The sequence below is a fragment of the Polaribacter ponticola genome (genome assembly GCF_026191475.2).
Classification (GTDB): Bacteria; Bacteroidota; Bacteroidia; order Flavobacteriales; family Flavobacteriaceae; genus Polaribacter; species Polaribacter ponticola.
The window spans coordinates 488,370-515,000 of record NZ_JAOSLC020000002.1 but is presented as its reverse complement, the minus strand read 5'-3'; the positions used below and the strand labels follow the sequence as shown (position 1 = coordinate 515,000).

General features: G+C 31.6%; 19 protein-coding genes, 1 tRNA gene, 2 rRNA genes and 2 pseudogenes (1 of these 24 cut by a window edge). 18 read left to right on the top strand and 6 right to left on the bottom strand.

Going from position 1 to position 26,631, the window contains the following annotated elements; all coding sequences use genetic code 11:
• Together N5A56_RS02760 and rrf are read left to right on the top strand one after the other, a co-directional pair.
• Positions 1-433, top strand: a 23S ribosomal RNA gene (locus N5A56_RS02760) (it extends 2,445 nt beyond the left edge of the window).
• 177 nt (positions 434-610) lie between these two features.
• A 5S ribosomal RNA gene (gene rrf / locus N5A56_RS02755) occupies positions 611-720 on the top strand.
• Between the two features lie 485 nt (positions 721-1,205).
• Here rrf and N5A56_RS02750 read toward each other — a convergent pair.
• The 5 genes from N5A56_RS02750 to N5A56_RS02730 all read right to left on the bottom strand — a co-directional run bounded on the left by N5A56_RS02750 (position 1,206) and on the right by N5A56_RS02730 (position 10,004).
• A complete protein-coding gene (locus N5A56_RS02750; protein ID WP_265726704.1) occupies positions 1,206-2,669 on the bottom strand; it encodes a glutamate synthase subunit beta in 1,464 nt (487 codons plus the stop codon).
• Between the two features lie 4 nt (positions 2,670-2,673).
• On the bottom strand, positions 2,674-7,185 hold the full coding sequence (gltB, locus tag N5A56_RS02745; RefSeq protein ID WP_265726705.1) for a glutamate synthase large subunit: 4,512 nt from the start codon (positions 7,183-7,185) through the stop codon (positions 2,674-2,676).
• 215 nt (positions 7,186-7,400) lie between these two features.
• Positions 7,401-8,627 carry an ammonium transporter gene (locus N5A56_RS02740; protein ID WP_265726706.1) on the bottom strand — a complete coding sequence of 409 codons (1,227 nt, stop codon included), beginning with the start codon at positions 8,625-8,627 and terminating at the stop codon, positions 7,401-7,403.
• 5 nt (positions 8,628-8,632) lie between these two features.
• Positions 8,633-8,983: a P-II family nitrogen regulator gene (locus N5A56_RS02735; RefSeq protein WP_265726707.1), complete on the bottom strand. Its 351-nt coding sequence runs from the start codon at positions 8,981-8,983 to the stop codon at positions 8,633-8,635.
• A 25-nt stretch (positions 8,984-9,008) separates the two neighbouring features.
• Entirely contained in the window at positions 9,009-10,004 is a 996-nt protein-coding gene (locus N5A56_RS02730) for an outer membrane beta-barrel protein (RefSeq protein WP_265726708.1), read from the bottom strand.
• Between the two features lie 272 nt (positions 10,005-10,276).
• Here N5A56_RS02730 and N5A56_RS02725 point away from each other — a divergent pair, with 272 nt between their 5' ends.
• Entirely contained in the window at positions 10,277-11,059 is a 783-nt protein-coding gene (locus N5A56_RS02725; protein WP_265726709.1) for a tRNA pseudouridine synthase A, read from the top strand.
• A gap of 222 nt (positions 11,060-11,281) precedes the next feature.
• On the opposite strand, the gene N5A56_RS02720 is transcribed toward N5A56_RS02725, so the two are convergent.
• A complete protein-coding gene (locus N5A56_RS02720) occupies positions 11,282-12,424 on the bottom strand; it encodes an acyl-CoA dehydrogenase (protein WP_265726710.1) in 1,143 nt (380 codons plus the stop codon).
• 89 nt (positions 12,425-12,513) lie between these two features.
• On the opposite strand from N5A56_RS02720, the pseudogene N5A56_RS17665 reads away from it, so the two are divergent.
• From N5A56_RS17665 to gmd, 15 genes and pseudogenes are all read left to right on the top strand, one after another.
• Positions 12,514-13,580, top strand: a pseudogene (locus tag N5A56_RS17665) (anhydro-N-acetylmuramic acid kinase).
• A gap of 162 nt (positions 13,581-13,742) precedes the next feature.
• Entirely contained in the window at positions 13,743-14,975 is a 1,233-nt protein-coding gene (locus N5A56_RS02710; RefSeq protein WP_265726711.1) for a Glu/Leu/Phe/Val dehydrogenase dimerization domain-containing protein, read from the top strand.
• Positions 14,976-14,986: 11 nt separating this feature from the next.
• Positions 14,987-16,390, top strand: a complete 1,404-nt coding sequence (nhaD, locus tag N5A56_RS02705) for a sodium:proton antiporter NhaD (RefSeq protein ID WP_265726712.1) — start codon at positions 14,987-14,989, stop codon at positions 16,388-16,390.
• Between the two features lie 140 nt (positions 16,391-16,530).
• A complete protein-coding gene (locus N5A56_RS02700; protein WP_265726713.1) occupies positions 16,531-17,220 on the top strand; it encodes a MotA/TolQ/ExbB proton channel family protein in 690 nt (229 codons plus the stop codon).
• Between the two features lie 78 nt (positions 17,221-17,298).
• On the top strand, positions 17,299-17,691 hold the full coding sequence (locus N5A56_RS02695; protein WP_265726714.1) for an ExbD/TolR family protein: 393 nt from the start codon (positions 17,299-17,301) through the stop codon (positions 17,689-17,691).
• A complete protein-coding gene (locus N5A56_RS02690; RefSeq protein ID WP_265726715.1) occupies positions 17,692-18,528 on the top strand; it encodes an energy transducer TonB family protein in 837 nt (278 codons plus the stop codon). It abuts the gene before it with no gap.
• Between the two features lie 11 nt (positions 18,529-18,539).
• A pseudogene (locus tag N5A56_RS02685) lies at positions 18,540-19,747 on the top strand (bifunctional folylpolyglutamate synthase/dihydrofolate synthase).
• A gap of 58 nt (positions 19,748-19,805) precedes the next feature.
• Positions 19,806-19,883 (top strand) — tRNA-Val (locus N5A56_RS02680).
• Between the two features lie 96 nt (positions 19,884-19,979).
• Positions 19,980-21,257, top strand: a complete 1,278-nt coding sequence (locus N5A56_RS02675; protein ID WP_265726716.1) for a nucleotide sugar dehydrogenase — start codon at positions 19,980-19,982, stop codon at positions 21,255-21,257.
• On the top strand, positions 21,257-22,189 hold the full coding sequence (locus N5A56_RS02670) for a Gfo/Idh/MocA family oxidoreductase (protein ID WP_265726717.1): 933 nt from the start codon (positions 21,257-21,259) through the stop codon (positions 22,187-22,189). The genes N5A56_RS02675 and N5A56_RS02670 overlap by 1 nt, the downstream gene beginning before the upstream one ends.
• A 14-nt stretch (positions 22,190-22,203) precedes the next feature.
• Positions 22,204-22,641, top strand: coding sequence for an adenylyltransferase/cytidyltransferase family protein (locus N5A56_RS02665; RefSeq protein ID WP_274270228.1), 438 nt, complete (start codon positions 22,204-22,206; stop codon positions 22,639-22,641).
• Positions 22,642-22,644: 3 nt separating this feature from the next.
• A complete protein-coding gene (locus N5A56_RS02660) occupies positions 22,645-23,076 on the top strand; it encodes an adenylyltransferase/cytidyltransferase family protein (RefSeq protein WP_265726718.1) in 432 nt (143 codons plus the stop codon).
• Positions 23,077-24,399, top strand: coding sequence for a UDP-glucose dehydrogenase family protein (locus N5A56_RS02655; RefSeq protein WP_265726719.1), 1,323 nt, complete (start codon positions 23,077-23,079; stop codon positions 24,397-24,399).
• Positions 24,400-24,404: 5 nt separating this feature from the next.
• Positions 24,405-25,355: a GDP-L-fucose synthase family protein gene (locus tag N5A56_RS02650; RefSeq protein WP_265726720.1), complete on the top strand. Its 951-nt coding sequence runs from the start codon at positions 24,405-24,407 to the stop codon at positions 25,353-25,355.
• A gap of 21 nt (positions 25,356-25,376) precedes the next feature.
• Positions 25,377-26,504: a GDP-mannose 4,6-dehydratase gene (gene gmd / locus N5A56_RS02645; protein ID WP_265726721.1), complete on the top strand. Its 1,128-nt coding sequence runs from the start codon at positions 25,377-25,379 to the stop codon at positions 26,502-26,504.
• The last annotated feature ends 127 nt before the right edge of the window (positions 26,505-26,631 follow it).

The window sequence follows — 26,631 nt, the reverse complement described above, 5'->3', positions numbered from 1 at the left end:
CAGGCTGATCTCCCCCAAGAGCTCATATCGACGGGGGGTTTGGCACCTCGATGTCGGCTCGTCACATCCTGGGGCTGGAGAAGGTCCCAAGGGTTGGGCTGTTCGCCCATTAAAGTGGCACGCGAGCTGGGTTCAGAACGTCGTGAGACAGTTCGGTCTCTATCTGCTGTGGGCGTTAGAAATTTGCGTGGATCTGACTCTAGTACGAGAGGACCGAGTTGGACTGACCTCTAGTGTATCTGTTGTTCCGCCAGGAGCATGGCAGAGTAGCTACGTCGGGAAGGGATAAGCGCTGAAAGCATATAAGCGCGAAACCCACCACAAGATGAGATTTCTTTAAAGGGTCGTTGGAGATTACGACGTTGATAGGATACAGGTGTAAAGGCAGTAATGTCATAGCCGAGTATTACTAATAACCCATAGACTTATGTACGCTTCTCACCGTTGCAAAACGGTGAGAGACACACTCTTTTTATTAGATGATTTAGATATTATTTTACCATATGTTAACTTATACTTTAGCAAAAAGCTAAAGAGTAGTTAGTCACTAGGAAATAGTAGTTAGGCTTTGTACTAATCACTAAAAACTAAATACTAACCACTAAAATCTTAGGGTGGTTATAGCATTGGGGCTCACCTCTTCCCATCTCGAACAGAGAAGTTAAGCCCAATAGCGCCGATGGTACTGCATTTATGTGGGAGAGTAGGTCGCCGCCTTTCTTTAATCTTGATACAATCAAGACTATAAAGCCTCAATTCTTATGAATTGAGGCTTTTTTTATAATCTAAAACTATAATTTCTTTAGCATCTAATGCTTTAAAGAGAATTAACAAATTATCTTGATATCTAATATTAATTTAAACTTTAATTTGTGATATCTTTAATAAAAACATTTATTATTACTTTGTTGATGTAATATTCTGTTATATTTTCGTTAATGATTTTATAGTATTTTTATTAATTAATAAATGAAGTTTAATTATTTTTTATTTTTTTATTTTCTTTGAGTGTAAAATCTCAAGTTGGAGGTGAAAATGTATATCAATTTTTAAATTTAATTAGTTAGAATGTTAAATGTATTTACGTAAATATTTTTTATCATTTCAAATTTAAAATGTTATTACACATAATTTATATATTTTTTTAATAAAAAAACTCATCAGTTTAACTGATGAGTTCTTGAAAATTTAAAATTGTGATTCATTTACATAGCAACTAAATCTCCAGCAATATCCTTAGAAGGTAACTCTGATTTACCCATTAAGAATAAGTCTACTTGTCTTGCAGCCTCTCTACCTTCTGAAATAGCCCAAACAATTAATGATTGCCCACGACGCATATCCCCAGCAGTAAAAATATTTTTTACATTTGTTTGGTATTTTCCATACTCTGCTTTATAGTTTGATCGTATATCTCTATCTATACCAAGTTTATTTGCTAAAGTGTCTTCAGGTCCTGTAAAACCAAGAGCTAACAAAGCTAATTCACAAGGCCAAGTCTTTTCTGTACCTGCTATTTCTATTAACTTTGGTCTTTCACCTGGAACCATTTTCCATTCTACATTAACTGTCTTTAAGGCAATTAATTTTCCGTTTTCATCTTTTACAAATTCCTTCGTATTAATTAACCAATTACGTTCAACACCTTCTTTATGAGATGAAGAAGTTTTTAATTTTAAAGGCCAAAAAGGCCAAGGAGTTGTAGGTGAACGGTGCCCAGGAGGCTTAGGCATAATTTCAAAGTTAACAACAGATTTTGCTCCGTGTCTGTTTGAAGTACCAATACAATCTGATCCTGTATCTCCACCACCAATTACTATTACGTTTTTATCAGTAGCTAAAACTTGTTCTTTGACCTCTTTATCAAACACGACTTTTGTTTGTTGTGTTAAGAATTCCATTGCTTGAACTACACCATCAGCATCAATACCGGGAGTAGGTAAACTTCGTTTTTCTGTAGCACCACCACATAAAACAATACTATCAAAAGCTTTTAAATCTTTTACATCATAATTTATACCAACATTAACGTTTGTTTTAAATATGATTCCTTCTGCTTCTAAAATAGATACTCTTCTGTCTATAATACCTTTTTCTAATTTAAAATTAGGAATTCCGTATCGTAACAATCCACCTACTTCATCATCTCTTTCAAAAACTGTAACTGTATGACCTGCTCTATTTAATTGTTGTGCTGTGGCTAAACCTGCGGGTCCTGAACCAACAACTGCAACTGTTTTGCCTGTTCTATTTTTTGGAGGTTGCGATTTTATCCATCCTTCTTTAAAAGCACGTTCTACAATATTTTTTTCTATATTTTCTATAGATACTGGATCTTCAATAATACCTAAAACACATGCTTGTTCACATGGAGCAGGGCATAATCTACCTGTAAATTCTGGAAAATTATTTGTAGAATGTAATATCCATGAAGCTTTCTGCCACTCTCCTTGATGTACCATATGATTGAAATCTGGTATAAGATTCCCTAATGGACAACCACTATGACAAAAAGGAATACCACAATCCATACAACGTGATCCTTGTTTTGTTATTTCTTTTTCAGAAAGAGGTACCGTAAATTCTTTATAATCCTTTACACGATCTTTTACAGAAGTATATTTTTCATCCTGTCTTTCAAATTCTTTAAATCCTGTTACTTTTCCCATGACATTATGCTTTTGTTAATTCTTCGAACATTGGTTCTTCTGTTTCTAAACGTATTAATGCTTTCTTGTATTCTGTTGGCATTACTTTTACAAAGTTTTTTAAACTTGTATCCCAATCTTCTAACAAGTCTACACCTCTTTTACTATCAGTATATAAAACGTGTTTTTCTATAGTAGCTTTTAAATCTTCAGCAACTTCTTCTGTGATAGGTTCAAATTCGATTGTTTCTGTATTACAAAGTCCGTTAACAAATTTGTTTTCTGGATCGTATACATATGCAATACCACCACTCATACCAGCAGCAAAATTTCTACCTGTTTTTCCTAAGATAACTACTTTACCACCTGTCATGTACTCACAACAATGGTCTCCAACACCTTCTACAACAGCAGTTGCACCAGAATTACGTACAGCAAAACGTTCTCCTGCTATACCGTTAATATATGCTTGACCTGCTACTGCTCCAAACATACAAACGTTACCTACGATGATATTGTTTTCTGCTAAAAAATCTGCTTTTGCTGGTTTTTTGATGATTAATTTAGCTCCAGACAAACCTTTTCCTAAATAATCATTTGTATTACCATTTAAAGTAAATGTTATTCCGTGAGCTCCAAATGCTCCAAAACTTTGACCAGCTGAACCTGTAAAGTTGATATTTAATGTATCTTCAGGTAAACCTAAATGACCATAAATTTTTGAAATTTCATTACTTACAATTGCACCAACTGTTCTATCTGTATTTTTAATTGGATATACTAAGTTCATTTTTTCTTTCCTATATAAAGCTCTATGTGAGTCTTTTAATATAGTAAAGTCTAATACGCTTTCTAAATTATGATCTTGACTTTCTGTATTCTTAACAGTCATACTTCTATATGAAGTAGGTCTGTGTAATATACTCGTTAAATCTAATCCTTTAGCTTTATAATGATTAATAGCGTTATTAGCATTAATTTTATGAGTTTGACCAACCATTTCATCTAATGTTCTGAAACCAAGTTGTGCCATAATAGCTCTTAATTCCTCTGCAATGTAATAGAAGAAATTAATTACGTGTTCTGGTGTTCCTTTAAAGTTTTTTCTTAATTCTTTATCTTGAGTTGCAATACCAACAGGGCATGTATTTAAATGACATTTACGCATCATAATACAACCAGATGCTACTAAAGGAGCAGTTGCAAATCCAAATTCTTCAGCACCTAATAATGCAGCAATAGCTACATCTCTACCAGTTTTTAATTGACCATCACACTCTACTACAATTCTACTTCTTAAATCATTAAGAACTAATGTTTGTTGTGCTTCTGCTAAACCAAGTTCCCAAGGTAAACCAGCATGTTTTAATGATGTAAGTGGTGATGCTCCTGTACCACCATCATAACCAGAAATTAAAACTACATCTGCTTTTGCTTTTGCTACACCTGCAGCAATAGTACCTACACCAACTTCAGAAACTAATTTAACATTAATTCTAGCTTCTCGATTTGCATTTTTTAAATCGAAAATTAATTGTGCTAAATCTTCAATTGAATATATATCATGATGAGGAGGAGGGGAAATTAAACCTACAAAAGGAGTAGAGTTTCTTGCATTTGCTATCCAAGGTAATACTTTATGAGCAGGTAATTGTCCACCTTCTCCAGGTTTAGCACCTTGTGCCATTTTTATTTGTATTTCTTTGGCATTTGATAGATAATGAGAGGTGACACCAAAACGACCAGATGCTACTTGCTTAATAGCTGAGTTTCTACTATCTCCATTTATATCTTTTTGAAAACGCTTTCTGTCTTCACCACCTTCTCCAGAATTAGATTTACCACCAATTCTGTTCATTGCAATCGCTAAGTTTTCATGTGCTTCTCTAGAAATTGATCCATAAGACATTGCACCTGTTTTAAAACGTTTAACAATATCTGTCCATGGTTCTACTTCATCTAAAGGAATTGGGTCTAAATTATCAAATTCAAATAAACCACGAATTGTCATTAAACTTTCTGACTGTTCGTTAATAGCTTTCGCATAAACATCATAGCTTTTTTGATCGCTTAATCTAACAGCTTGTTGGAGTTTTGAAACAGTAGTGGGGTTAAATAAATGACGTTCTCCATTTCTTCTCCATCTATAATCTCCACCAATATTTAAACCTAAGTTTTTATCAATTTGATTATCTGGATATGCTTGCTTATAACGTTGATCAATTTCTTTTTCGATTTCATATAAACCAATACCTTCAATTCTTGAAGCTGTATATGGGAAATACTTTTCTACAAATTGTGAATTAAATCCAACAATTTCAAAAATTTGAGAACCTCTGTAAGAATGTAAAGTAGAGATTCCTATTTTGTTCATCACTTTTAAGATTCCTTTTCCAATAGCAGTATTAAAATTATCAACTGCTTCTTGCTCATCCATATTTGTAATGAAACCTTCTTTTACTTGCGTTCGAATAATTTCATTTACCATATATGGGTTAATAGCACTGGCTCCATACCCAAATAAAGTAGCAAAATGATGTGGTTCACGTGGTTCTGCAGATTCAATAATAATATCAAAATAAGAACGCTTTCTTAACCGATTTAATTGATGATTTACAAAGGAACAGGCTAATAAAGCAGGTATTGGCGCCAATTCTTGATTAACACCTCTGTCTGAAAGAATAATTAAATTACTCTTATTTTCTAATGCTTTTTCAATTTGAATAATTATGTTATCTAAAGCATCTTCTAGACCATTTAACCCTTTTGTTTTCTGATATAATATTTGTATAGTTGTAGCTTTGAAACTTTCTACATCTATAGATCTGATTTTTTCTAAATCTGCATTAGAAATTACAGGGTTTTGAATTCTTAGTTTTCTACACTGTCTTTCAGTAATACTAAATATATTCCTATCTTTTCCTAGATTTAAACTAATATCAGTTACGATGTTTTCTCTAATACCGTCTAAAGGAGGGTTTGTAACTTGAGCAAATAACTGCTTAAAATAGTTAGAAATTAATTGTGGTCTGTCGGATAACACTGCTAAAGGCGTATCTATTCCCATAGAACCTAAAGCTTCTTTACCTACTTGAGCCATTGGAGTAATTACTTCTTGAATATCTTCAAAAGTGTAATTAAACAAACGCTGACGTGTTTTAATATCAATAGTTTCAATAGGACAAGTATCTCCAGTATAAGGAACATCTTTTAAATGCAAACGAGTTTTTTCTAACCATTCTTGATAAGGTCTTTCTGAAACAATTTTACTTTTTATTTCTTCATCTTCGATGATTCTTCCTTCGTTCATGTCTACCAAGAACATTTTTCCTGGTTCTAATCTACCATGTTCTTTAACGTCTTCTGGAGCTACATCTACAACACCAATTTCCGATGACATAATTAAACTACCGCTTTTAGTAACTGTATATCTAGAAGGTCTTAATCCATTTCGGTCTAACAATGCACCAATATAATCACCATCAGTAAAAGGCACAGATGCTGGTCCATCCCAAGGCTCCATAATACAACCATTGTATTCATAAAAAGCTTTACGCTCTTTAGGCATGGTAGTATGTTTCTCCCAAGCTTCAGGAATCATCATCATCATTATTTCTGGTAATGATCTATCTGTATGAGTAAGTAACTCAACAACCATATCCATAGATGCAGAATCAGATTTACCAGGTAAAATTATAGGAAATAGTTTGTCTATTTGCGGTCCAAAAACATCACTTTTCATAATCTCTTCACGAACACGCATTCTACTTACGTTACCTCGTAATGTATTTATTTCTCCATTCTGACACATGTGTCGAAATGGTTGAGCTAATTCCCAAGTAGGCATAGTATTCGTAGAAAAACGTTGATGAACTAACGCTAAACGTGTAACTAAATCTATTTCTTGTAAGTCTTTATAATAGGGGCCAATATCTTCAGGCATTATTATCCCTTTATAGATAATTGTTGTTATAGATAAACTTGGAACATAAAAATAACTACTTTCAGATATTTTTGAGTTGCTAATTATATGTTCAGTAATTTTTCTTGCTGCATATAATTTTGCTTTAAAAGTTGCTTCATCTATTTCTTCTGTTTTACCAATAAAAAATTGCTCTATATTTGGCTCAGAGGCTAAAGCAATTTCACCTAATTGAGAAGAATCAACAGGTACTTCTCTCCAACCTAAAATTGAAAGACCTTGTTCTTTTACTTCTTTCTCAAAAGTAGTTTTACAAAAATTATATTGATTAGAAACTTTCGGAAGAAATACCATTCCTACAGCATACTCTCTTTGTTTGGGAATAGAAAAATTACAAACACGAGTAAAATAATCGTGAGGTATATCTATTAATAAACCAGCTCCATCTCCTGTTTTTCCATCGGCACTAACACCACCTCTATGTTCTAATTTTACTAAAATTTCTAGTGCATCATGTATAATTTGATTTGTCTTTTCTCCATTTAAATTACAGATAAAACCAGCACCGCAATTTTCGTGCTCAAATTCTGGTAAGTATAATCCTTGTTTCTCCATGTTTTATTAAATTATATGTACAAATCTATGGATTTTATTGAGAAAACTTTGGTTGAACTGTTGTTTTAGTGAGATTTTTATGATGAAAAGAATAAAAGTATAATAAAAATTTATTTATGATAATTATAGCTTATTTAATTGTCAAATTCATAAAATCTAAAAGAGTCTGAAAATATTTAAATTTACAGACTCTAATAAAATATAGTAATATTTTTTTAATGATCGTTCAAACGAAAGTCTGAGTAAGCATTCATACCATGTTCATGGGCGTCTAAACCTTCTAACTCTTCTTTTTCGCTAACTCTTATACCTACAGTTTTCTTTAAAGTAAAGATAATTAAGAAAGAAGTAACTAAGCAAAACGCAGCATAACAAGCAACACCTGTTAATTGTATTAAGAATGTGTGTTCTGGATTTGTAGAAAATATCCCTACAGCTAAAGTTCCCCAAATACCACAAATTAAGTGTACGGCAATTGCTCCAACAGGGTCATCTAATTTTATTGCATCTACAAATGCAACTGCGAAAACAATTAATGCACCTGCAATGGCTCCAATTACAATTGCACTTTCAGGTGTCATTACATCTGCACCAGCAGTTATACCAACTAAACCGCCTAAAATACCGTTTAAAAACATTGTTAAATCTAAGTTTTTATACTTTAAAAAAGAAACTAAAGCAGCTGTAACACCAGCAGCAGCAGCAGCTAAACAAGTTGTTACTAATGTTAAAGAAGTTAATTCTGGATCTGCAGATAAAACAGAACCACCATTAAAACCAAACCAACCTAACCAAAGAATTAAAACTCCTGCAGTAGCAAGTGGTATGTTGTGACCAGGAATTGCTTGCGGTTTACAGTTCTTGAATTTTCCAATTCGAGAGCCTAATAACCAAACAGCAACTAAAGCTGCCCATCCACCTATAGAATGTACTAATGTAGAACCTGCGAAATCATAGAATCCTATTTGATCTAAAAATCCTCCACCCCATTTCCAAGATCCAGCTATCGGGTAAACTAAACCTACATATATGATTGTAAAAATCATAAAAGGTCCAATTTTCATTCTTTCTGCAACTGCACCAGAAACTATTGTTGCAGCAGTAGCAGCAAACATTCCTTGAAATAAGAAATCTGTCCACCAAGTATAACCTCCATCTGCATATTCAGCAGTCATTCCATTTTCTGGAGCTGTAATTCCAAAACCAGCAAAATCTAAAACACCAGCTGAACCCTCTGCAAAACCAGGATACATTAAGTTGAAACCTCCAATATAATACAGTAATAAACCTACAGTAATAATAAAGATGTTTTTAAATAAAATATTAATTGTATTTTTTTGTCTAGTTAATCCTATTTCTAAAAATGCAAAACCTGTGTGCATAAAGAATACTAGGGCTGTACAGATCATCATCCATACATTGTTTGTTGTTAATAATTCCATTTTTTTTATTTTGATATTTTCTTTAAAGTTTCACCACCCTTTTCACCTGTACGAATTCGATATGCTTCCGTAATATCTGAAACGAATATTTTACCATCTCCAACTTCTCCAGTTGCAGCAGATTTTATTAAAGCGTCAATAGTTATTTGTTCGAAATTATCATTTACAACTATTGATAAGTATCTACGTTGTATATCGCTTGTACTGTAACTAACACCTCTGTATACATGTCCTTCTTTTTCGTTTCCTAACCCAGTAACGTCCCAGTAAGAAAAGAAATTCACATCTACATCGTGTAACGCTTCTTTTACTGCGTTAAATTTGGATTTTCTAATTATTGCTTCTATTTTTTTCATGATCTAAATTGTTTAATTAGTTATTTTAAAAAGAATATACTGCTGCTAAAGTGGCTCCTGTCATGCTTTTATCTGTAGTGAAACCAGGTATAATTAAGTCGCTAGAAGAATCTAATCTTATTTCTGGTATTATTTTTAAGCTCTCTGTTAATGATAAATTACCTGTTAAAGTAAAAGCTGAAACATTAGCGTCGCCAGCACCAGAAGTAGTTGTAAAAAATTCTGGTCTAAATCCTAAAGAAAACTTGTTTGAGAAAGTATTTTGTAGATATAAAGCAAATCCTTGGTATCCAGAATCTGCATCACTAGAATTAGCGTAAGCAGCATTTATATCTAAGAAGAAAGTTTCAGATAAGTCAAAACCACCTGTGTAATCTAAATATAATACATCTGTAAATCCAAATCCGTCAGCTCCGTAAGCTAAATTAAAGTATTGTCCTTTATACCCTGTTTGAAAACCTAATTGATAATCATTTCCTGTATTTGCTCCTGCAGTAATACCATGAGGATTTGTAACAGCAAGCATAAAAGATAAATCTTCTGAAGATGCATAATCTAATTTAACACCAGTGTGTGAAAATGGACCTGCATTAAATAAATAAGAAACTGAATAGTTGAAGTTTCCAGCAGGTGAAATAACTTCATACCCATAGAATGTGTTAAACTGTCCTAAAGTTAAAGTTACTTTGTCTGATGCTTTGTAGTAAGCATATAGTTGGTTAATAGCTCCTTCATAAGCATTTGCAGCAACGGCTCTTGGTCCGTAAGCTAAATCTGCTACAACACCAGCTTTACCTTTTTTGTAAGAAAAGATAGTATTTACCATTCCTAAACCAAAACCATTTGGAGTTCCGCTTCCGCCGTATAATACACCAACTGATCCAGGAGAATTATTTTTTAGATTACTTGTATGATATACATCTACAGTTCCGCTTAAAGTAAATGTTCCTTTGTCTTCACTTTCTTGTCCGTTTGTTATTAAGCTAGTTGCTAATAATAAAGTAAAAATAATTTTTTTCATAATAGTGTCCTTTTAGTTTTTATTGATTTTGTATTATTTTGAACGGGTCAAATGTATTGTTTTAATTTATTTACACAAGGGGTTGTGTTTTTAAAAACAATTATTTTAAGTTTATACCCTCAAAAAAAAGGGGGTATAAGTGAGATAAAATTATTTTTTAGTTTTTGAAAGGGTTTAAATATGGTGTTTGCGAAAAAATGATATGTAATTTTAACATATTCATAAAAATGACCTTTTTGTAAAAAAAAACGTAATTATTGTATCTTTGAGGTGTGAAATACTCATTTTCTTACATAATAAAGATTCAGTTTTTAGGGTTTCGATTCTCTGGTTGGCAAAAACAAACCAATGCAAAAACGTTGCATGATATGGTTGATAAGTCTCTATCGTTTGTTTTTGAGGGAGTTAATTATAAAACAATAGGTGTTGGTAGAACTGATGCTAAAGTTTCTGCCAATTGTTATTATGTACAGTTATTTACGGAATCCGTAATTGATAAAGTCTTATTTATAAAGTCTTTAAATTCTAATTTTTCTGCTGACTTTAAAGCGTTATCAATACAACAAGTAGATAGAGGTTTTAATGTAATTAATGTAGATAAGGTAAAAGAGTATCATTATTACTTTTCTTTTGGAGAAAAAAATCATCCTTTTGCAGCTCCTTTTCTTGTAAATGTTGGTGAAAACTTAAATATTGATTTGATGATGAAAGCAGCAAACTTGTTTACAGGTGAGCATTATTTTCATAAATACTGTACAAAACCTAGTGAGTATACTGTTTTTAAAAGAATTATAGAGTCTTGTGAAATTGTGACAAATGATATTTTAAAAGCTAATTTTTTTCCAGAAACTTCATATGTATTAAAGGTAAGAGGAAAAGGGTTTTTACGTTATCAAATTCGTTTAATGATGGCAACTTTGTTTGAAGTTGGAAAAGGGAATTTAGATTTACAATTTATCGAAGCTTCTTTAAAAGAGGATAATGATAGGGGGTTTATGAGAAATATTGCCCCATCTTCTGGTTTGCAGCTCTTTAATATTGAATTAGATTTATAGTAATCTTATCTTATTAAACAATTTTTTTTGTTTTGTGAGAGTAAAGAGATTTTACTTTTGTTTGCGAAAACACATTTGTAATGGATTGAAGCGTTTGTTTGAGCTCTTTTTGTTTTTATAAAAAAGCGGGTGAGAAAAGTATGACCAGAAAGGTTGCGTCCCTCAAAAAAAATCCACCTTTTAAAAAGATGGATTTTAAGATACTTTATGTAAAGTGTAAAATTATCCTTTAATAACACCTCTTGAAATTACAATTTTCTGAATTTCTGATGTTCCTTCGTAAATCTGAGTAATTTTTGCATCACGCATTAAACGTTCAACATGATATTCTTTTACAAATCCATTTCCACCATGAATTTGAACTGCTTCAACCGTGTGTTCCATGGCAACTTTTGACGCGTATAATTTTGCCATTGCAGAAGACATATCGTAATTATTACCTTGATCTTTGTCCCAAGCAGCTCTCATAACCAACATTCTTGCAGCTTCAATTTCTGTGTGCATATCTGCTAATTTAAAGGCAATTGCTTGATGATTACAGATTTCTGTACCAAATGCTTTACGTTCTTTTGAATATTTTAAAGCCAATTCATAGGCTCCAGCAGCAATTCCTAAGGCTTGTGCAGCAATACCAATTCTACCACCAGAAAGTGTTTTCATAGCAAATTTGAATCCAAATCCGTCTTCTCCAATTCTATTTTCTTTAGGTACTTTTACGTCGTTAAACTGTAAAGTATGTGTATCACTTCCGCGAATTCCTAATTTATCTTCTTTAGGACCAACGTGAAAACCTTCCATGCCTTGTTCAACGATAAAAGCGTTGATTCCTCTATGTCCTTTTTCTCTATCCGTTTGTGCAATTACTAAATAAACACCAGCGCGACCACCGTTAGTTATCCAGTTCTTTGTTCCGTTTAATAAGTAATAATCACCTTTATCTTCTGCAGTTGTAGATTGAGAAGTTGCATCTGAACCAGCTTCAGGCTCTGATAAACAAAAGGCTCCAATTTGTTCTCCAGTTGCTAATTTTGTTAAGTATTTTTGTTTTTGTGCTTCAGAACCGTAAGATTCTAAACCGTAACAAACCAATGAATTGTTTACAGAAACCATAACAGATGCAGATGCGTCTATTTTAGACAATTCTTCCATAATTAATACGTAAGAAATTGCATCCATACCGCTTCCGCCGTATTTTGGGTCTACCATTATTCCCATAAAACCTAAATCTCCCATTTTTCTAACTAATTCGTTAGGGAAGGTTTGTGCGTTGTCTCTTTCGATAACTCCAGGTAGTAACTCGGTTTGTGCAAAATCACGTGCCGCATCGCGAATCATGATATGTTCTTCTGATAAACTAAAATCCATGTATATTTTTTGTTAAATTCGTACTTTATGGCCTCAAAGATATCGATTTCGTAACTTATTTTCAATAGACTTTCGTTAATTTTACATATATGAATAAAAAAGAGGTGTTTTCAATAGGATTAATGTCTGGTACGTCTTTGGATGGAATTGATTTAATCTACGTTAAGTTTGATGAAAATAATTTTAAAAATTTTGATATCATTTATGTTAAAACCTATTCTTATACTAATGATTGGAAAGATAGATTGCAGAATGGGGTTTATTGTGCTAAAGAAGATTTGTTAAAATTAGATACAGATTATGGGATTTTGCTAGGTGAAATTATAAATGAGTTTATTAGTGAGTTTCAAATAGTGAAAATTGACTTTATAGCTTCTCATGGGCATACTATTTTGCATCAACCTGATAAAGGGGTTACTTTGCAAGTGGGAAATGGGCAAATTATAGCAGATAATACTAGGCAAAAGGTAGTTTGCGATTTTAGAACTCAAGACGTTAAACTAGGAGGTCAAGGAGCTCCATTGGTTCCAATTGGTGATGAATTATTGTTTTCGGAATACGATTATTGTTTAAACCTTGGAGGGTTTGCTAATATCTCTTTTCAAAAAAAGGGAAGAGAGTTGCTTATGATATTTGTGCTGTTAATGTAGTTTTAAATAAATATGCATATGAATTAGGTTTGGATTATGATGATAAAGGTAATATTGCAAAATCAGGAACTTTTTTAATGCAGTTAGAAGCAGAGATGCGAATGCTAGATTTTTATATGCAAAAACCACCTAAATCTCTAGGTATAGAATGGGTGCAAAAAGAAATTTTTCCACGATTAGAATCATCAAAACGAAAGTCAAAAGATATGTTGCGAACATATACAGATCATATTGCCTGGGCAATAGCTAAAGAGTTGCCAAAAGGAGCAAAAGTTTTAGTAACAGGAGGAGGAGCGTTTAATGACTACTTAATCTCAAAAATAAATCAAAATAAAAAAGCTACTTTAATTATACCTTTAGATAAAATAATTAACTTTAAAGAAGCTCTAGTTTTTGCTTTTTTAGGCTTGTTACGTATTGATAATCAGGTTAATTGTTTAAGTTCTGTTACAGGCGCAATTAGAGATCATTCTTCGGGAGAAATATTTTATCCGAATAGGAAATAAAAATATTTGAACAATCATTTTTTTACAGTAAGTTTGTTAGAGTTAAATTATACTAATTTAAATCATTTTATAATATGAATCAGCTTTAACTTTTCTAGGAAGAATATGCAATTGCTTGAAAAATAATATTAAATAAAAGTTGAATATCATAAAAAATAAAAAATGAAAGAATTACTTAAAATATACGAAAACAAACAGCCAGAAATCGTTTTTCATTGGAAGGACCAAGAAACTGATGCAGAAGGTTGGACAGTTATAAATTCTTTGCGTGGTGGTGCTGCCGGTGGTGGAACAAGAATGCGTAAAGGTTTAAATAAAAATGAAGTTTTGTCTTTGGCAAAAACAATGGAAGTTAAATTTACTGTTTCTGGACCAGCAATTGGTGGAGCGAAATCAGGTATTAATTTTGATCCAAATGACCCGAGAAAAAGAGGTGTTTTAGAGCGTTGGTATAAGGCTGTAACTCCTTTGTTAAAACATTATTATGGTACTGGTGGAGATTTAAATGTAGATGCAGATAAGGATGTAATTCCTATTACAGAAAGCTGTGGAGTTTGGCACCCGCAAGAAGGTATTTTTAATGGACATTTTAAACCTACCGAAGCTGATAAAATAAACAGAATTGGCCAGTTGAGAATGGGTGTAATTAAAGTGATAGAAGATAAGCAGTTCTCTCCTGATTTGTCAAAAAAATACACAGTTGCAGATATGTTAACTGGATATGGGGTTGCTGAAGCTGTAAAGCACTATTATACTATTTACGGAGGTGAAATTGCTGGGAAAAGAGCAATTGTTCAGGGATTTGGAAATGTAGGTTCTGCTGCTGCTTATTATTTAACTCAATTAGGAGCTAAAGTTGTAGGGATAATTGATAGAGATGGTGGAGTTATAAATGAAGAAGGTTTTTCTATGAAAGAAATGACAGATTTATTCTTAGAAAAAGATGGAAATAAGCTGGTTTCTAGTAAAATGATTTCATTTGATGAGATTAATGATAAAATTTGGAGTTTACCTGCAGAAATTTTTGTTCCAGCTGCAGCTTCAAGATTGGTTTCTCAAAATCAAGTTCAACAAATGATAGATTCTGGGTTAGAGGTTATTTCGCCGGGAGCAAATGTTCCTTTCGCGGATAAAGAAATTTTCTTTGGTCCAATTATGGAGTATACAGATAATCATTTAAGTTTATTACCAGATTTTATTTCTAATTGCGGTATTGCTAGAGTATTTGCTTATTTAATGGAGGCAAAAGTAGATTTGCCAATGCAGGATAAGGCTATATTTGATGATACATCTAATATTATAAAGAAAGCATTACAAAGAACATTTAAAAAGAGTGCTTCAAAAACAAAAATATGTTCAACAGCATTCGAAATTGCGTTAAAACAACTAATTTAAAATAAATATTTATGGAATCAGTAATCATTATTGTATTTGTAATGGGGTATTTAGCTATTACTCTAGAACATAATTTAAAATTGGATAAATTAATTCCTGCCTTAATAATGATGGCAGTCTGTTGGGCGTTAGTTGCGTTAGGGGTTGATAATTTTTCTAACTGGTTCGATTCTGCAAATCATGGTTTAGTAGAAGGTTTTGCTTCTTTTACACATGATGATAAATTGCATATGGTTGAAGAAACGCTGTTACATCATTTAGGTAAAACGGCAGAAATATTAGTTTTTTTATTAGGTGCAATGACAATTGTTGAAATAATAGATTATTTTGACGGTTTCTCTACAATAAAAGGGTATGTTAATTTTAAAAGTAAGAAGAAGCTACTGTGGATGTTTGCAATTTTAGCATTCGTTTTATCTGCTATTATTGATAATTTAACAGCAACAATAGTGTTAATTTCTATTTTGCAGAAGATAGTTAAAAAGAGAGAAGATAGAATTTGGTTTGCAGGTTTAACAATTATTGCAGCTAATGCTGGTGGTGCTTTTTCTCCTATTGGAGATGTAACTACCACAATGCTTTGGATAGGTGATAAAGTAAGTACTGGTATGTTATTTACTTATTTATTTATTCCTTCTCTTTTATGTATGGTAGTTCCAACTTTTATTGCAACTTTTTTAGAAGCTTTTAAAGGAGAAATAGATTTTGAAGAAAATGAAGTTGAGAAACCAAAGAGTATACATAGTGCTCGAATGTTGTATTTAGGATTAGGGGCTATTTTATTTGTGCCTGTATTTAAGACTGTTACGCACTTACCGCCATATGTTGGTATGATGTTGTCTTTAGCAGTGGTAGCTACATTTGCAGAAATTTACAGTAATTCTAAATTTTCAATATCTACTGTAGAAGGAGATCAAGCAGAAGAACATACTGCTGGCGCTCACCATAGTCCAGTTCATCATTCTTTATCTAAAATAGAAATGCCAAGTATTTTATTCTTTTTAGGAATATTAATGGCGGTTGCAGCTTTAGAGTCTTTAGGGATCTTATTTAACTTTGCAGATAGTTTAAAACAAGGAATTCCTTTAATTGGAACCGAATTAGATGGAACAGTAGTTTCTGATTTGGTGGTAATTTTATTAGGAATTGGTTCTGCGGTTATTGATAATGTACCATTAGTTGCGGCTAGTTTGGGTATGTTTTCAGAAAGCTTAGATAATCCTTTATGGCACTTTATCGCATTTTCTGCAGGTACTGGAGGTAGTATGTTAATAATTGGTTCTGCTGCAGGTGTAGTTGCTATGGGAATGGAAAAAATAGATTTCTTCTGGTATATTAAAAAAATATCTTGGCTAGCTTTAATTGGTTTTTTAGTTGGTTCTGCTGCTTTTGTAGTAATAAGAATGTTTGTGTAAGCAAATTAAATTAATAATTAGAATGTCATTTTGTAGAATTACAGAATGGCATTTTTTTTGATATAGTATTTTTTCTTTTTTACTGAAACAATTTAAAAAAAGAAAAGTCGTTAATAAAATAGAATTTAAAATATTGTTAAATGATATCATTTTATCAAGAAAATAAAGAATTACTAGAGGAAGTAATTAGTGACGAAAAAACATTATCGATTTATAAATTAATTATGGATGGAGGAATAGGAGGGCGAATTATTATTGCACTTTTATTCGTTTTATTATCTGTGGCTTTATATATTTATTTTGAACGATTTTTTGCTATAAAATCTGCATCTAAAATTGATCAAAATTTTATGAATCAAATTAAAGATTATGTTTCTAATGGAAAACTTGAATCAGCAAATTTATTATGTAAAAGTACAAATACACCTACAGCAAGATTAATTGGTAAAGGAATTTCGAGAATAGGGAAGCCATTAGATGATATTAACAAGGCAATAGAAACTGCCGGAAAGTTAGAGGTCTATCAGTTAGAGAAAAATGTGAGTGTATTAGCTACAATAGCAGGTGCTGCACCTATGATTGGTTTTTTAGGTACTGTTATTGGAATGATAATTGCAATTCATGAAATAGCAAACGCAGGAGGTCAAATCGATATCAAGATGCTTTCTGATGGTTTGTATACAGCAATGACAACAACAGTTGCAGGTTTAATTGTTGGTATAATTTCTTATATAACTTACAATCATTTAGTAGTAAGAACTGACAAGGTTGTGTATCAAATGGAGGCTAAATCAGTAGAGTTTTTAGACTTGTTAAACGAGCCAGTGTAAATCTATTCAGTAATTAAAAGATTGAAATATTAAAACAAAGTCTTATAATTATTTAATTTTTAAATATTTTAATAAAATATGAATTTACGAGGACGAAATAAAGTAGATCCAACATTTAATATGTCTTCAATGACAGATATTGTGTTTTTATTGCTGATATTTTTTATGCTTACATCAACCTTAGTTACTGTAAGTGCTATTGATGTTTTATTGCCCAAAGCAGGAGGTAAAACAGAAAATAGTAAGTCAGTTGCTATTTCAATTACAAATAAATCTGTGTTTTATATTGATAAAAAGAAAATAAGTTCTTCTAGGTTGGAGAGTGAAATATTAAAAAGTGTTGGTGTTGATAAAAAGAAAACAATTGTTATTAGAGGTGATAAAGATGTGCCTTATAAAAATGTAATGAAAGTGATTGATATTGCAAATAAAAATAAATTAAAAATGATTTTAGCTGTAAAAGGTAGATAAATGTCAGTTTTAGATACAAAACATAAAAGAAAATCAGCATTAATAACAGCAATTATATTGTTGTTATTGTTGTTTGTTATTTTTAATTATGGGATGAAATATTTAGATCCTCCTGAAGAATACGGGTTAGCAATTAATTTTGGGGATTCTAATATTGGAAGCGGTGAACCTGTGACAAAAACAAAAAAGATTTCAACTCCTAAAGTTATTGAGAAGCAAAAGATTGTTGAAGAGTTTAAGGAGGTTATAAAAGAAGTTTTAAAAGAAGAAATTGTTACAGATGACACTGTTAAAGATGTTCCTGTGGTAGAAAAGGAAAAGGAAAAGGAAAAGGAAAAGGAAACACCTGTAAAAGAAGTTGTTGAAAAGAAAGTATTAAAAGATAAACCTACACCTAAGCCATCAAAAGAGGCGACTGATGCTTTAAATAGTTTGTTGAATGGAAATTCAACTGATGGAACACCTAAAGGAGAAGGAAATGATAAGCAAGAAGGTGTTAAAGGAAATACAAAAGGTGATCCAGATTCAAATAAATATTATGGGAATACTGGAAGTGGATCTGGGGGTAATTATAATTTATCTGGGAGGAAAGCGCTCTCAAAACCAATAAAACAGCCAGATTGTCAAGAAGAAGGGATTGTGGTTGTAAGAATTGTAGTTGATAAGAAAGGAAAAGTGATTAATGCAATTGCTGGAGTAAAAGGTTCTACTAACACGGCATCATGTCTATTAAAACCTGCTAAACAAGCTGCATTAAAAACTACTTGGAATGCTGATGAGAAAGCGCCAACAAAACAAACAGGAACTATTATTTATAAGTTTACTTTGACAGAGTAATAAATTTAGAAATGAATTATCAAGAGACTTTAGATTGGATGTTTACTCAATTACCTATGTATCAAAGACAAGGTAAAGTGGCTTTAAAAAAAGATTTAACAAATATTATAACCTTTTCAAAAGAGTTAAATTTCCCAGAGAAGCGGTTTAAGTCAATTCATGTTGGAGGAACTAATGGTAAAGGCTCTACTTCGCATATGTTGGCTTCAATTTTGCAAGAAGCAGGTTATAAGGTTGGCTTGTATACTTCACCTCATTTAAAAAGTTTTACAGAAAGAATTAGGATAAACGGTGATGAAATACCAAAAAATAAAGTTACATCATTTATTAAAAAGCATAAAGTTTTTCTAGAAAAGCAAAAATTGTCTTTTTTTGAAATGACAGTTGGTTTAGCATTTGATTATTTTGAAAAGGAGAAAGTAGATATTGCTATTATTGAAGTTGGTTTAGGTGGAAGGTTAGATTCTACGAATATAATCACTCCTGAAATTTCTGTTATTACAAATATTGGATTAGATCATACGCAGTTTTTAGGTGAAACGTTGCCTGAGATTGCGTTAGAAAAAGCAGGAATTATAAAGCAGAACGTTCCAGTTGTTATTGGAGAGAAGCAGCCAGAGATAGAAAATATTTTTAGAAGTAAAGCTGAAGAGTGTTCTTCTGTCATTTGTTTTGCTTCAGATGAAGAGAAAGGATGTAAAACAGATCTTATTGGTGATTATCAAATTTCAAATGCAAAAACTGCAGTTGCAGCAGTTAAGCGGTTGGAGAAGTTTAATGTTTCCGAAAAGAATATCTTAGAAGGGTTAATGAGTGTGGTTAAGAATACTAATTTAAAAGGTAGATGGCAAGTTTTACAAGAGAATCCAAAAGTGATTAGCGATACTGCTCATAATGCAGAAGGTTTGAAAATTGTTTTAAATCAGTTAAAAAAAGAAAGCTATAAAAAGTTGCATATTGTTTTAGGTGTTGTCGCTGATAAGAATTTAGAAGTTGTATTGACACTATTTCCAAAAGATGCGATCTATTATTTTTGTAAACCAAATATACCAAGAGGACTATCTGAAGATGTTTTGCTCGAAAAATCAATAAAATTTCAATTAAAAGGAAAAAATATTCATCCGTAAAAAAAGCACTTGAATCGGCTTTACTAAATGCAAATCAGGAGGATACAATTTATGTAGGCGGAAGTACTTTTGTAGTAGCTGAAATTATTTAAAAAAAACTAATTTTTCTTTTGGTAGAGTAAAAATGTGTTGTATATTTGCAACCGCTTAGGGCAATTAGCTCAGTTGGTTCAGAGCACCTCGTTTACACCGAGGGGGTCGGGGGTTCGAATCCCTCATTGCCCACCAAGTAAAATCCTTCACAATTTGTGAAGGATTTTTTAGTTTAAGGATTTTCTGAGGATCCTTTTTTTGTAACTTTGTTTACTTAATTTTTTCAATTTAATGACTGCAATAAAAATAGGGATTATCGGACTAGGTTATGTAGGGTTACCATTGGCAAGACTTTTTGCTGAGAAGTACAATGTTATAGGGTTTGATGTTAATGAAAAAAGGGTTGAAAATTTAAGGTTAGGTGTAGATTTTACGCAAGAAGTTTCTAGTGATTTGTTAGAAGGTGTTTTATTAAATAATTATAGCCATAACAATGGGCTTTTTGTAACATCTAATTCAGAATATTTAAAAAACTGTAATTATTATATTGTAACAGTTCCTACTTCGGTCGATAAAAATAATCAACCAGTTTTAAAACCTTTACTTAAGGCAAGTAAAACAATTGCTACTTATTTAAAAAAGGAAGATATTGTTATTTTTGAATCTACTGTTTATCCAGGCGCAACTGAAGAAGATTGTATACCTGTTTTAGAGAAAGAGTCTACTTTAGTTTTTAATAAAGATTTTTTTGTTGGTTATTCGCCAGAAAGGATTAGTCCAGGAGATAAAATTAGAACCGTTGAGAATATATTAAAGGTAACTTCAGGTTCTACTAAAGAGACAGCTCAAAAGGTTGATGATTTATATAAATCAGTAATAAAATCAGGTACACATTTAGCTTCTTCTATTAAAGTAGCTGAAGCGTCGAAAATTATAGAAAACTGTCAAAGAGACATTAATATTGCATTTGTAAATGAATTGGCTAAGATATTTAGTTTAATGGATATTAATACCAATGAGGTTTTAGAAGCTGCTGCTACAAAGTGGAATTTCCTTCCTTTTAAACCTGGTTTAGTTGGTGGGCATTGCATTGGTGTAGATCCTTTTTATCTAGCGCAAAAAGCACAACAATTTGGTTATTATCCAGAGATCATACTTTCGGGAAGAAGGTTAAATGATAGTATGGGGAATCATATAGCATCAGAAGTTGTAAAGTTAATGATTAATAGGGAAGTAAAAGTTAAAGGAGCTAATGTTTTAATTTTAGGGATAACTTTTAAAGAGAACTGTCCAGATATTAGAAATACAAAAGTGATTGATTTGTATCTTGGTTTAGGAAGTTATGGAGTTAACGTAGATGTTTATGATTCTTGGGCTAAAAAGGAAGAGGTAAAACAAGAGTATGATATTAATCTGATTAAAGGTGTTTACGATAAAAAATATGATGCAATCGTTTTAGCAGTTGCTCATAAAGATTTTAGAAAAATAGATGTTTTAAGGCTTAAAAAAGAAAAGTCTGTGGTTTATGATATTAAGAATTTTCTAGAAATAAAAGATAAAAGTTTATAATGAAGAATTTTGCATTAATTGGAGCTGCAGGGTATATTGCTCCTAGACATTTAAGAGCGATAAAAGAAACTAGTAATAATTTGATTGCTGCGTTAGATAAATTTGATAGCGTTGGTGTTATGGATAGTTATTTTCCTAAAGCAGATTTTTTTGTTGAATTCGAGCGCTTTGATAGACATATTGAAAAAATAAAAAGGAATGGTACGCATTTAGATTATGTAAGTATTTGTACGCCAAATTATTTACATGATGCTCATATTAGAATGGCTTTAAGAAGTGGATCAGATGCTATTTGTGAAAAACCTTTAGTGTTGAATCCGTGGAATGTTGATGCTTTGTCGGAAATTGAGAAAGAATCGGGACAGAAAATAAATACTATTTTACAACTAAGGTTGCATCCAAGTATTATTGCTTTAAAACAAAAAGTTGAAAGAGAAAATAAAAAAGGGAAATACGATATAGACTTAACCTACATTACTTCTAGAGGTAATTGGTACGATGTTTCTTGGAAAGGTGATGCTTCTAAATCTGGAGGTATTGCAACAAATATCGGAATTCATTTTTATGATATGCTTTCATGGATTTTTGGAGATGTTCAAGAAAATGTTGTACATTTAAGAGATAAAGATAAATCAGCTGGTTATTTAGAGTTTGAAAAAGCTCGAGTACGTTGGTTTTTATCTATTGATGAGAATTCATTACCCCAAAATATAAAAGAAATTGGACAAAGAACATATCGTTCAATTTTAATTGATAACGAAGAAATAGAGTTTAGTGCTGGTTTTACAGACTTACATACAGTAAGTTATCAAGGTATTTTAAAAGGAGAAGGTTTTGGTTTAAAAGATGCAAAAAAATCGGTAGATATTGTGCATCAAATTAGGAATAACGAAATTATTCAAAAAGGGGGAAAACATCCTTTTTGTAGTTAGATAATTAAACTTATATTTGCAAAAAAAATGAAAAAAAGGCAATTATTGTATCTGGGTACTTTAACCCTATTCACAAAGGGCATTTGGAATATTTTAATAATGCCAAAGCTTTAGCGGATGAGTTATTTGTTATTGTAAATAGTGATTTTCAAAGAAATTTAAAAGGTTCTAAAGAATTCCAAAAAGAAGCAGAAAGATTATTTATTGTTCAGAACATTAAGGCAGTAGATAAAGCTATAGTGTCTGTGGATGAAGATAGAACAGTATGTGAATCTATTAGAACTATTTTTGAAGCTTACGGAGATGAGTATGAATTAGGCTTTGCAAATGGTGGAGATCAAGATAATAATTCAATTCCCGAAGCACCAATTTGTAAAGAACTAAACATTCAATTAATAGATGGTCTTGGAGATAAGATTCAATCTTCTTCTTGGTTGTTAAATAAAAAATAGCTTATGAAAATTGGAATTACGTTTAGTGCCTTTGATTTATTACATGCTGGTCATATAACGATGTTGGAAGACGCGAAACGCCAATGTGATTATTTGATTTGCGGTTTGCAAACTGATCCTACTATAGATAGACCAGAGAAAAATAGACCAGTTCAGTCTGTTGTTGAACGTTATATCCAGTTAAAGGGATGTAAATTTGTAGATGAGATAGTTCCTTATGCAACTGAACAAGATTTAGAAGATGTATTAAGGTCTTTTAAAGTAGATGTTAGAATTATTGGTGAAGAGTACGCTAGTAAACAGTTTACGGGGAGGAAATATTCAGAAGAAAAAGGAATTGAATTATATTTTAATAAAAGAGAACACCGTTTTTCTAGCAGTGGTCTAAGAAGAGAGGTTCAAGAAAAAGAAAATTTAAAAGTAAAAGATAAATAAATGAATATTGCTGTAATTGGATCTGGTTATGTTGGTTTAGTCTCTGGTACTTGTTTCGCAGAAATGGGGAACAAAGTGACTTGTGTAGATATAGATCAAAATAAAATAAATAAATTAGAAGAAGGTGTCATTCCTATTTTTGAACCAGGTTTAGAGCAAATGGTTTTAAAAAATGTAAGAAATAAAAATCTGTTTTTTACAACCGATCTTGGAGCTGCTATTAGTGATGTAGAAATTGTTTTTATAGCTGTTGGTACGCCAATGGGTGATGATGGTTCTGCAGATTTACAATATGTTTTAGCGGTTGCAAAGTCTATCGGAGAAACAATGAATAGGAAATTAATCATTGTAGATAAATCAACAGTGCCAATTGGTACAGCAGATAAAGTAAAAGCAACTATTCAATCTGAATTAGATAAAAGAGAATCTGACTTAGAATTTAGTGTAGTTTCTAACCCTGAGTTTTTAAAAGAAGGAGCGGCTATAGATGACTTTATGAAGCCAGATAGAGTTGTGATAGGAGCAGATTCTGATTATGCTTTTGATAAGATGAAGCAATTATATTCACCTTTCTTTAGAACACATGATCGTTTTATAACAATGGATATTCGTTCTGCAGAAATGACAAAGTATGCAGCAAATACCATGTTGGCTACAAAAATTTCATTTATGAATGAGATTGCTAATATTTGTGAAAGAGTAGGAGCAGATGCAAATATGGTCCGAATTGGTATTGGTTCTGATAAAAGAATTGGGTATAGTTTTATATACCCAGGTGCAGGTTATGGAGGTTCTTGTTTTCCTAAAGATGTGAAGGCTTTAAAGAAAATTGCAGAAGAAAATGGATATAAAGCAAACTTAATTGAGTCTGTAGAGAATGTAAATGATGCTCAAAAATTAGTGATTGCAAATAAGATTGTAAAACGTTTTGGTGAAGATTTATCAGGCATGACTTTTGGTTTATGGGGATTGGCTTTTAAGCCTGGTACAGATGACATGAGAGAAGCTCCAGCTATTTATATTGTAAAAGAATTAGAGAAAAGAGGTGCAAAAGTAAAAGCTTATGATCCAAAAGCAATTGAGGAGTCAAAAGAGTTTTATTTAAAAGACGCTAAGAATATAACATACTGTACATCTAAGTATGAAGTTTTACAAGATGCTGATGCATTAATTTTATTAACAGAATGGAAGGAATTTAGATCTCCGGATTTTGAAGAAATTAAACAACAACTAAAGAACCCTATTATTTTTGATGGAAGAAATCAGTACAATGCTTTCAGTTTAGAAGAAAAAGGATTTGAGTATTTTCAAATAGGGAAATAAAAAAGATGAAAAAAGATACTAAAATTTATATTGCAGGTCATAAAGGTATGGTGGGTTCTGCGGTATGGAGAACTTTAGCAAAAAAAGGGTATACTAATCTAATAGGTAAAACGAGTAAAGAGTTAGATTTAAAAAATCAAGAAGCAGTTCTTAATTTTTATCAAACAGAAAAACCAGAAGTAGTTATAGATGCAGCAGCAAAAGTTGGAGGTATTTTAGCTAATAATGATTTCCCATATCAATTTTTGATGGAAAACATGCAAATTCAAAATAATTTAATTGATAGCGCGTTAAAAGCTGACATCGAAAAATTTATTTTTCTAGGTAGTTCTTGTATTTACCCGAAGTTAGCTCCACAACCTTTAAAAGAAGAGTATTTATTAACGGATTCACTAGAGCCAACAAATGAGTGGTATGCTATTGCAAAAATAACAGGTGTAAAAGCGTGTCAAGCAATTAGAAAACAATTTCAAAAAGATTATGTAAGTTTAATGCCAACAAATTTGTACGGAACACATGATAATTTTGATTTAAAGTCTTCCCATGTATTACCTGCTATGATTCGTAAGTTTCATGAAGCTAAAAATAATAATAATTCAGATGTTCAATTATGGGGAAGTGGAACGCCAATGCGTGAGTTTTTATTCGTAGATGATATGGCAGAAGCAGTTGTGTATGCTTTAGAAAACGAATTACCAGAATATTTATACAATATAGGAACGGGAGAAGATCTTACAATTAAAGAATTGGCAGAAACAATTCAACAAGTTGTTGGACATAAAGGAGAATTAGTTTGGGATAGTTCTAAACCAGATGGAACACCAAGAAAATTAATGGATATTTCTAAAATGCACAACCTAGGTTGGAAGCATAAAGTTAAATTAATACAAGGAATTGAAAAAACCTATACTTGGTTTTTAGAAAATATAGAAAACTTTAAAGAAGTTAAATTATAAAACTTCCAAAAAAATATAACTATGAAAGTAGCATTAATTACAGGTATTACAGGACAAGATGGGTCTTATTTAGCTGAGTTATTATTAGAAAAAGGATATGAAGTACATGGTATTAAGAGGAGGTCATCACTGTTTAATACCAATAGGATAGACCATTTATATCAAGATCCACACGATCCAGATCAACGATTAAAATTACATTATGGAGATTTAACTGATGCGATGAATTTAACTCGTATTATTCAAGAATGCCAACCAGATGAAATTTATAATTTAGGAGCAATGTCTCATGTTGCGGTTTCTTTTGATACTCCAGAATATGTAGGAAATGTTGATGGATTGGGTACTTTAAGAATTTTAGAAGCAGTAAGGATTTTAGGATTAGAAAAGAAAACTAGAATTTATCAAGCTTCTACTTCAGAATTATATGGTGGTATGCCTGAGAATAAAAACGAAAAAGGTTTCTATGATGAATCTTCTCCATTTTATCCTCGTTCTCCATATGGAGTAGCAAAAATATACGGTTTTTGGATAACAAAAAACTATCGTGAAGCTTATGATATGTTTGCTTGTAATGGTATTTTATTCAATCATGAATCACCAAGAAGAGGAGAAACTTTTGTAACTAGAAAAATTACACGTGCAGTAGCTAAAATTGCATTAGGTTTACAAGAAAAAGTTTTTTTAGGAAACTTAGAAGCAAAACGTGATTGGGGACATGCAAAAGATTATGTTCGTATGATGTGGATGATTTTACAAGCTGATAAACCAGAAGATTGGGTAATTGCTACAGGTGTTACTACCACAGTTAGAGATTTTGTTAGTTTGGCTTTTGAAGAAGTAGGGATTAAAGTTGAGTTTAAAGATGAAGGTGTAGATGAGAAAGCTTATGTTGTCTCTTGTGATCATAAAGATTTTCAAATAGAAATTGGTAAAGAGGTTTTATCTGTAGATCCTTCTTATTTCCGTCCAACTGAAGTAGATTTATTAATTGGAGACCCTTCTAAAGCGAAAAATAAATTAGGTTGGGTACCAGAGCATGACTTAGCTTCTTTGGTAAAAGATATGATGAAAGGTGATGTTTCTTTAATGAAAAAAGATGTAGTTTTGCTAAAAGCAGGTCATGAGATTTTGAAGCAAGCAGAGTAATTATTATATGAAAAATAATATTAAAAAGAAGGTGATTATCCTACTTTTTTTGTGTTAATGATATTTTATAGTCGTAAGAGATTGGAGTAATATAGTGAAGTGTAAAATAAATATATGTTTATTGTAA

Coding starts and splice junctions, on each gene's coding strand:
- N5A56_RS02750 (WP_265726704.1), bottom strand. CDS start 2,669: ATGGGAAAAGTAACAGGATTTAAAGAATTTGAAAGACAGGATGAAAAA.
- gltB (WP_265726705.1), bottom strand. CDS start 7,185: ATGGAGAAACAAGGATTATACTTACCAGAATTTGAGCACGAAAATTGC.
- N5A56_RS02740 (WP_265726706.1), bottom strand. CDS start 8,627: ATGGAATTATTAACAACAAACAATGTATGGATGATGATCTGTACAGCC.
- N5A56_RS02735 (WP_265726707.1), bottom strand. CDS start 8,983: ATGAAAAAAATAGAAGCAATAATTAGAAAATCCAAATTTAACGCAGTA.
- N5A56_RS02730 (WP_265726708.1), bottom strand. CDS start 10,004: ATGAAAAAAATTATTTTTACTTTATTATTAGCAACTAGCTTAATAACA.
- N5A56_RS02720 (WP_265726710.1), bottom strand. CDS start 12,424: ATGGATTTTAGTTTATCAGAAGAACATATCATGATTCGCGATGCGGCA.
- N5A56_RS02710 (WP_265726711.1), top strand. CDS start 13,743: ATGAAAGAATTACTTAAAATATACGAAAACAAACAGCCAGAAATCGTT.
- nhaD (WP_265726712.1), top strand. CDS start 14,987: ATGGAATCAGTAATCATTATTGTATTTGTAATGGGGTATTTAGCTATT.
- N5A56_RS02700 (WP_265726713.1), top strand. CDS start 16,531: ATGATATCATTTTATCAAGAAAATAAAGAATTACTAGAGGAAGTAATT.
- N5A56_RS02695 (WP_265726714.1), top strand. CDS start 17,299: ATGAATTTACGAGGACGAAATAAAGTAGATCCAACATTTAATATGTCT.
- N5A56_RS02690 (WP_265726715.1), top strand. CDS start 17,692: ATGTCAGTTTTAGATACAAAACATAAAAGAAAATCAGCATTAATAACA.
- N5A56_RS02675 (WP_265726716.1), top strand. CDS start 19,980: ATGACTGCAATAAAAATAGGGATTATCGGACTAGGTTATGTAGGGTTA.
- N5A56_RS02670 (WP_265726717.1), top strand. CDS start 21,257: ATGAAGAATTTTGCATTAATTGGAGCTGCAGGGTATATTGCTCCTAGA.
- N5A56_RS02660 (WP_265726718.1), top strand. CDS start 22,645: ATGAAAATTGGAATTACGTTTAGTGCCTTTGATTTATTACATGCTGGT.
- N5A56_RS02655 (WP_265726719.1), top strand. CDS start 23,077: ATGAATATTGCTGTAATTGGATCTGGTTATGTTGGTTTAGTCTCTGGT.
- N5A56_RS02650 (WP_265726720.1), top strand. CDS start 24,405: ATGAAAAAAGATACTAAAATTTATATTGCAGGTCATAAAGGTATGGTG.
- gmd (WP_265726721.1), top strand. CDS start 25,377: ATGAAAGTAGCATTAATTACAGGTATTACAGGACAAGATGGGTCTTAT.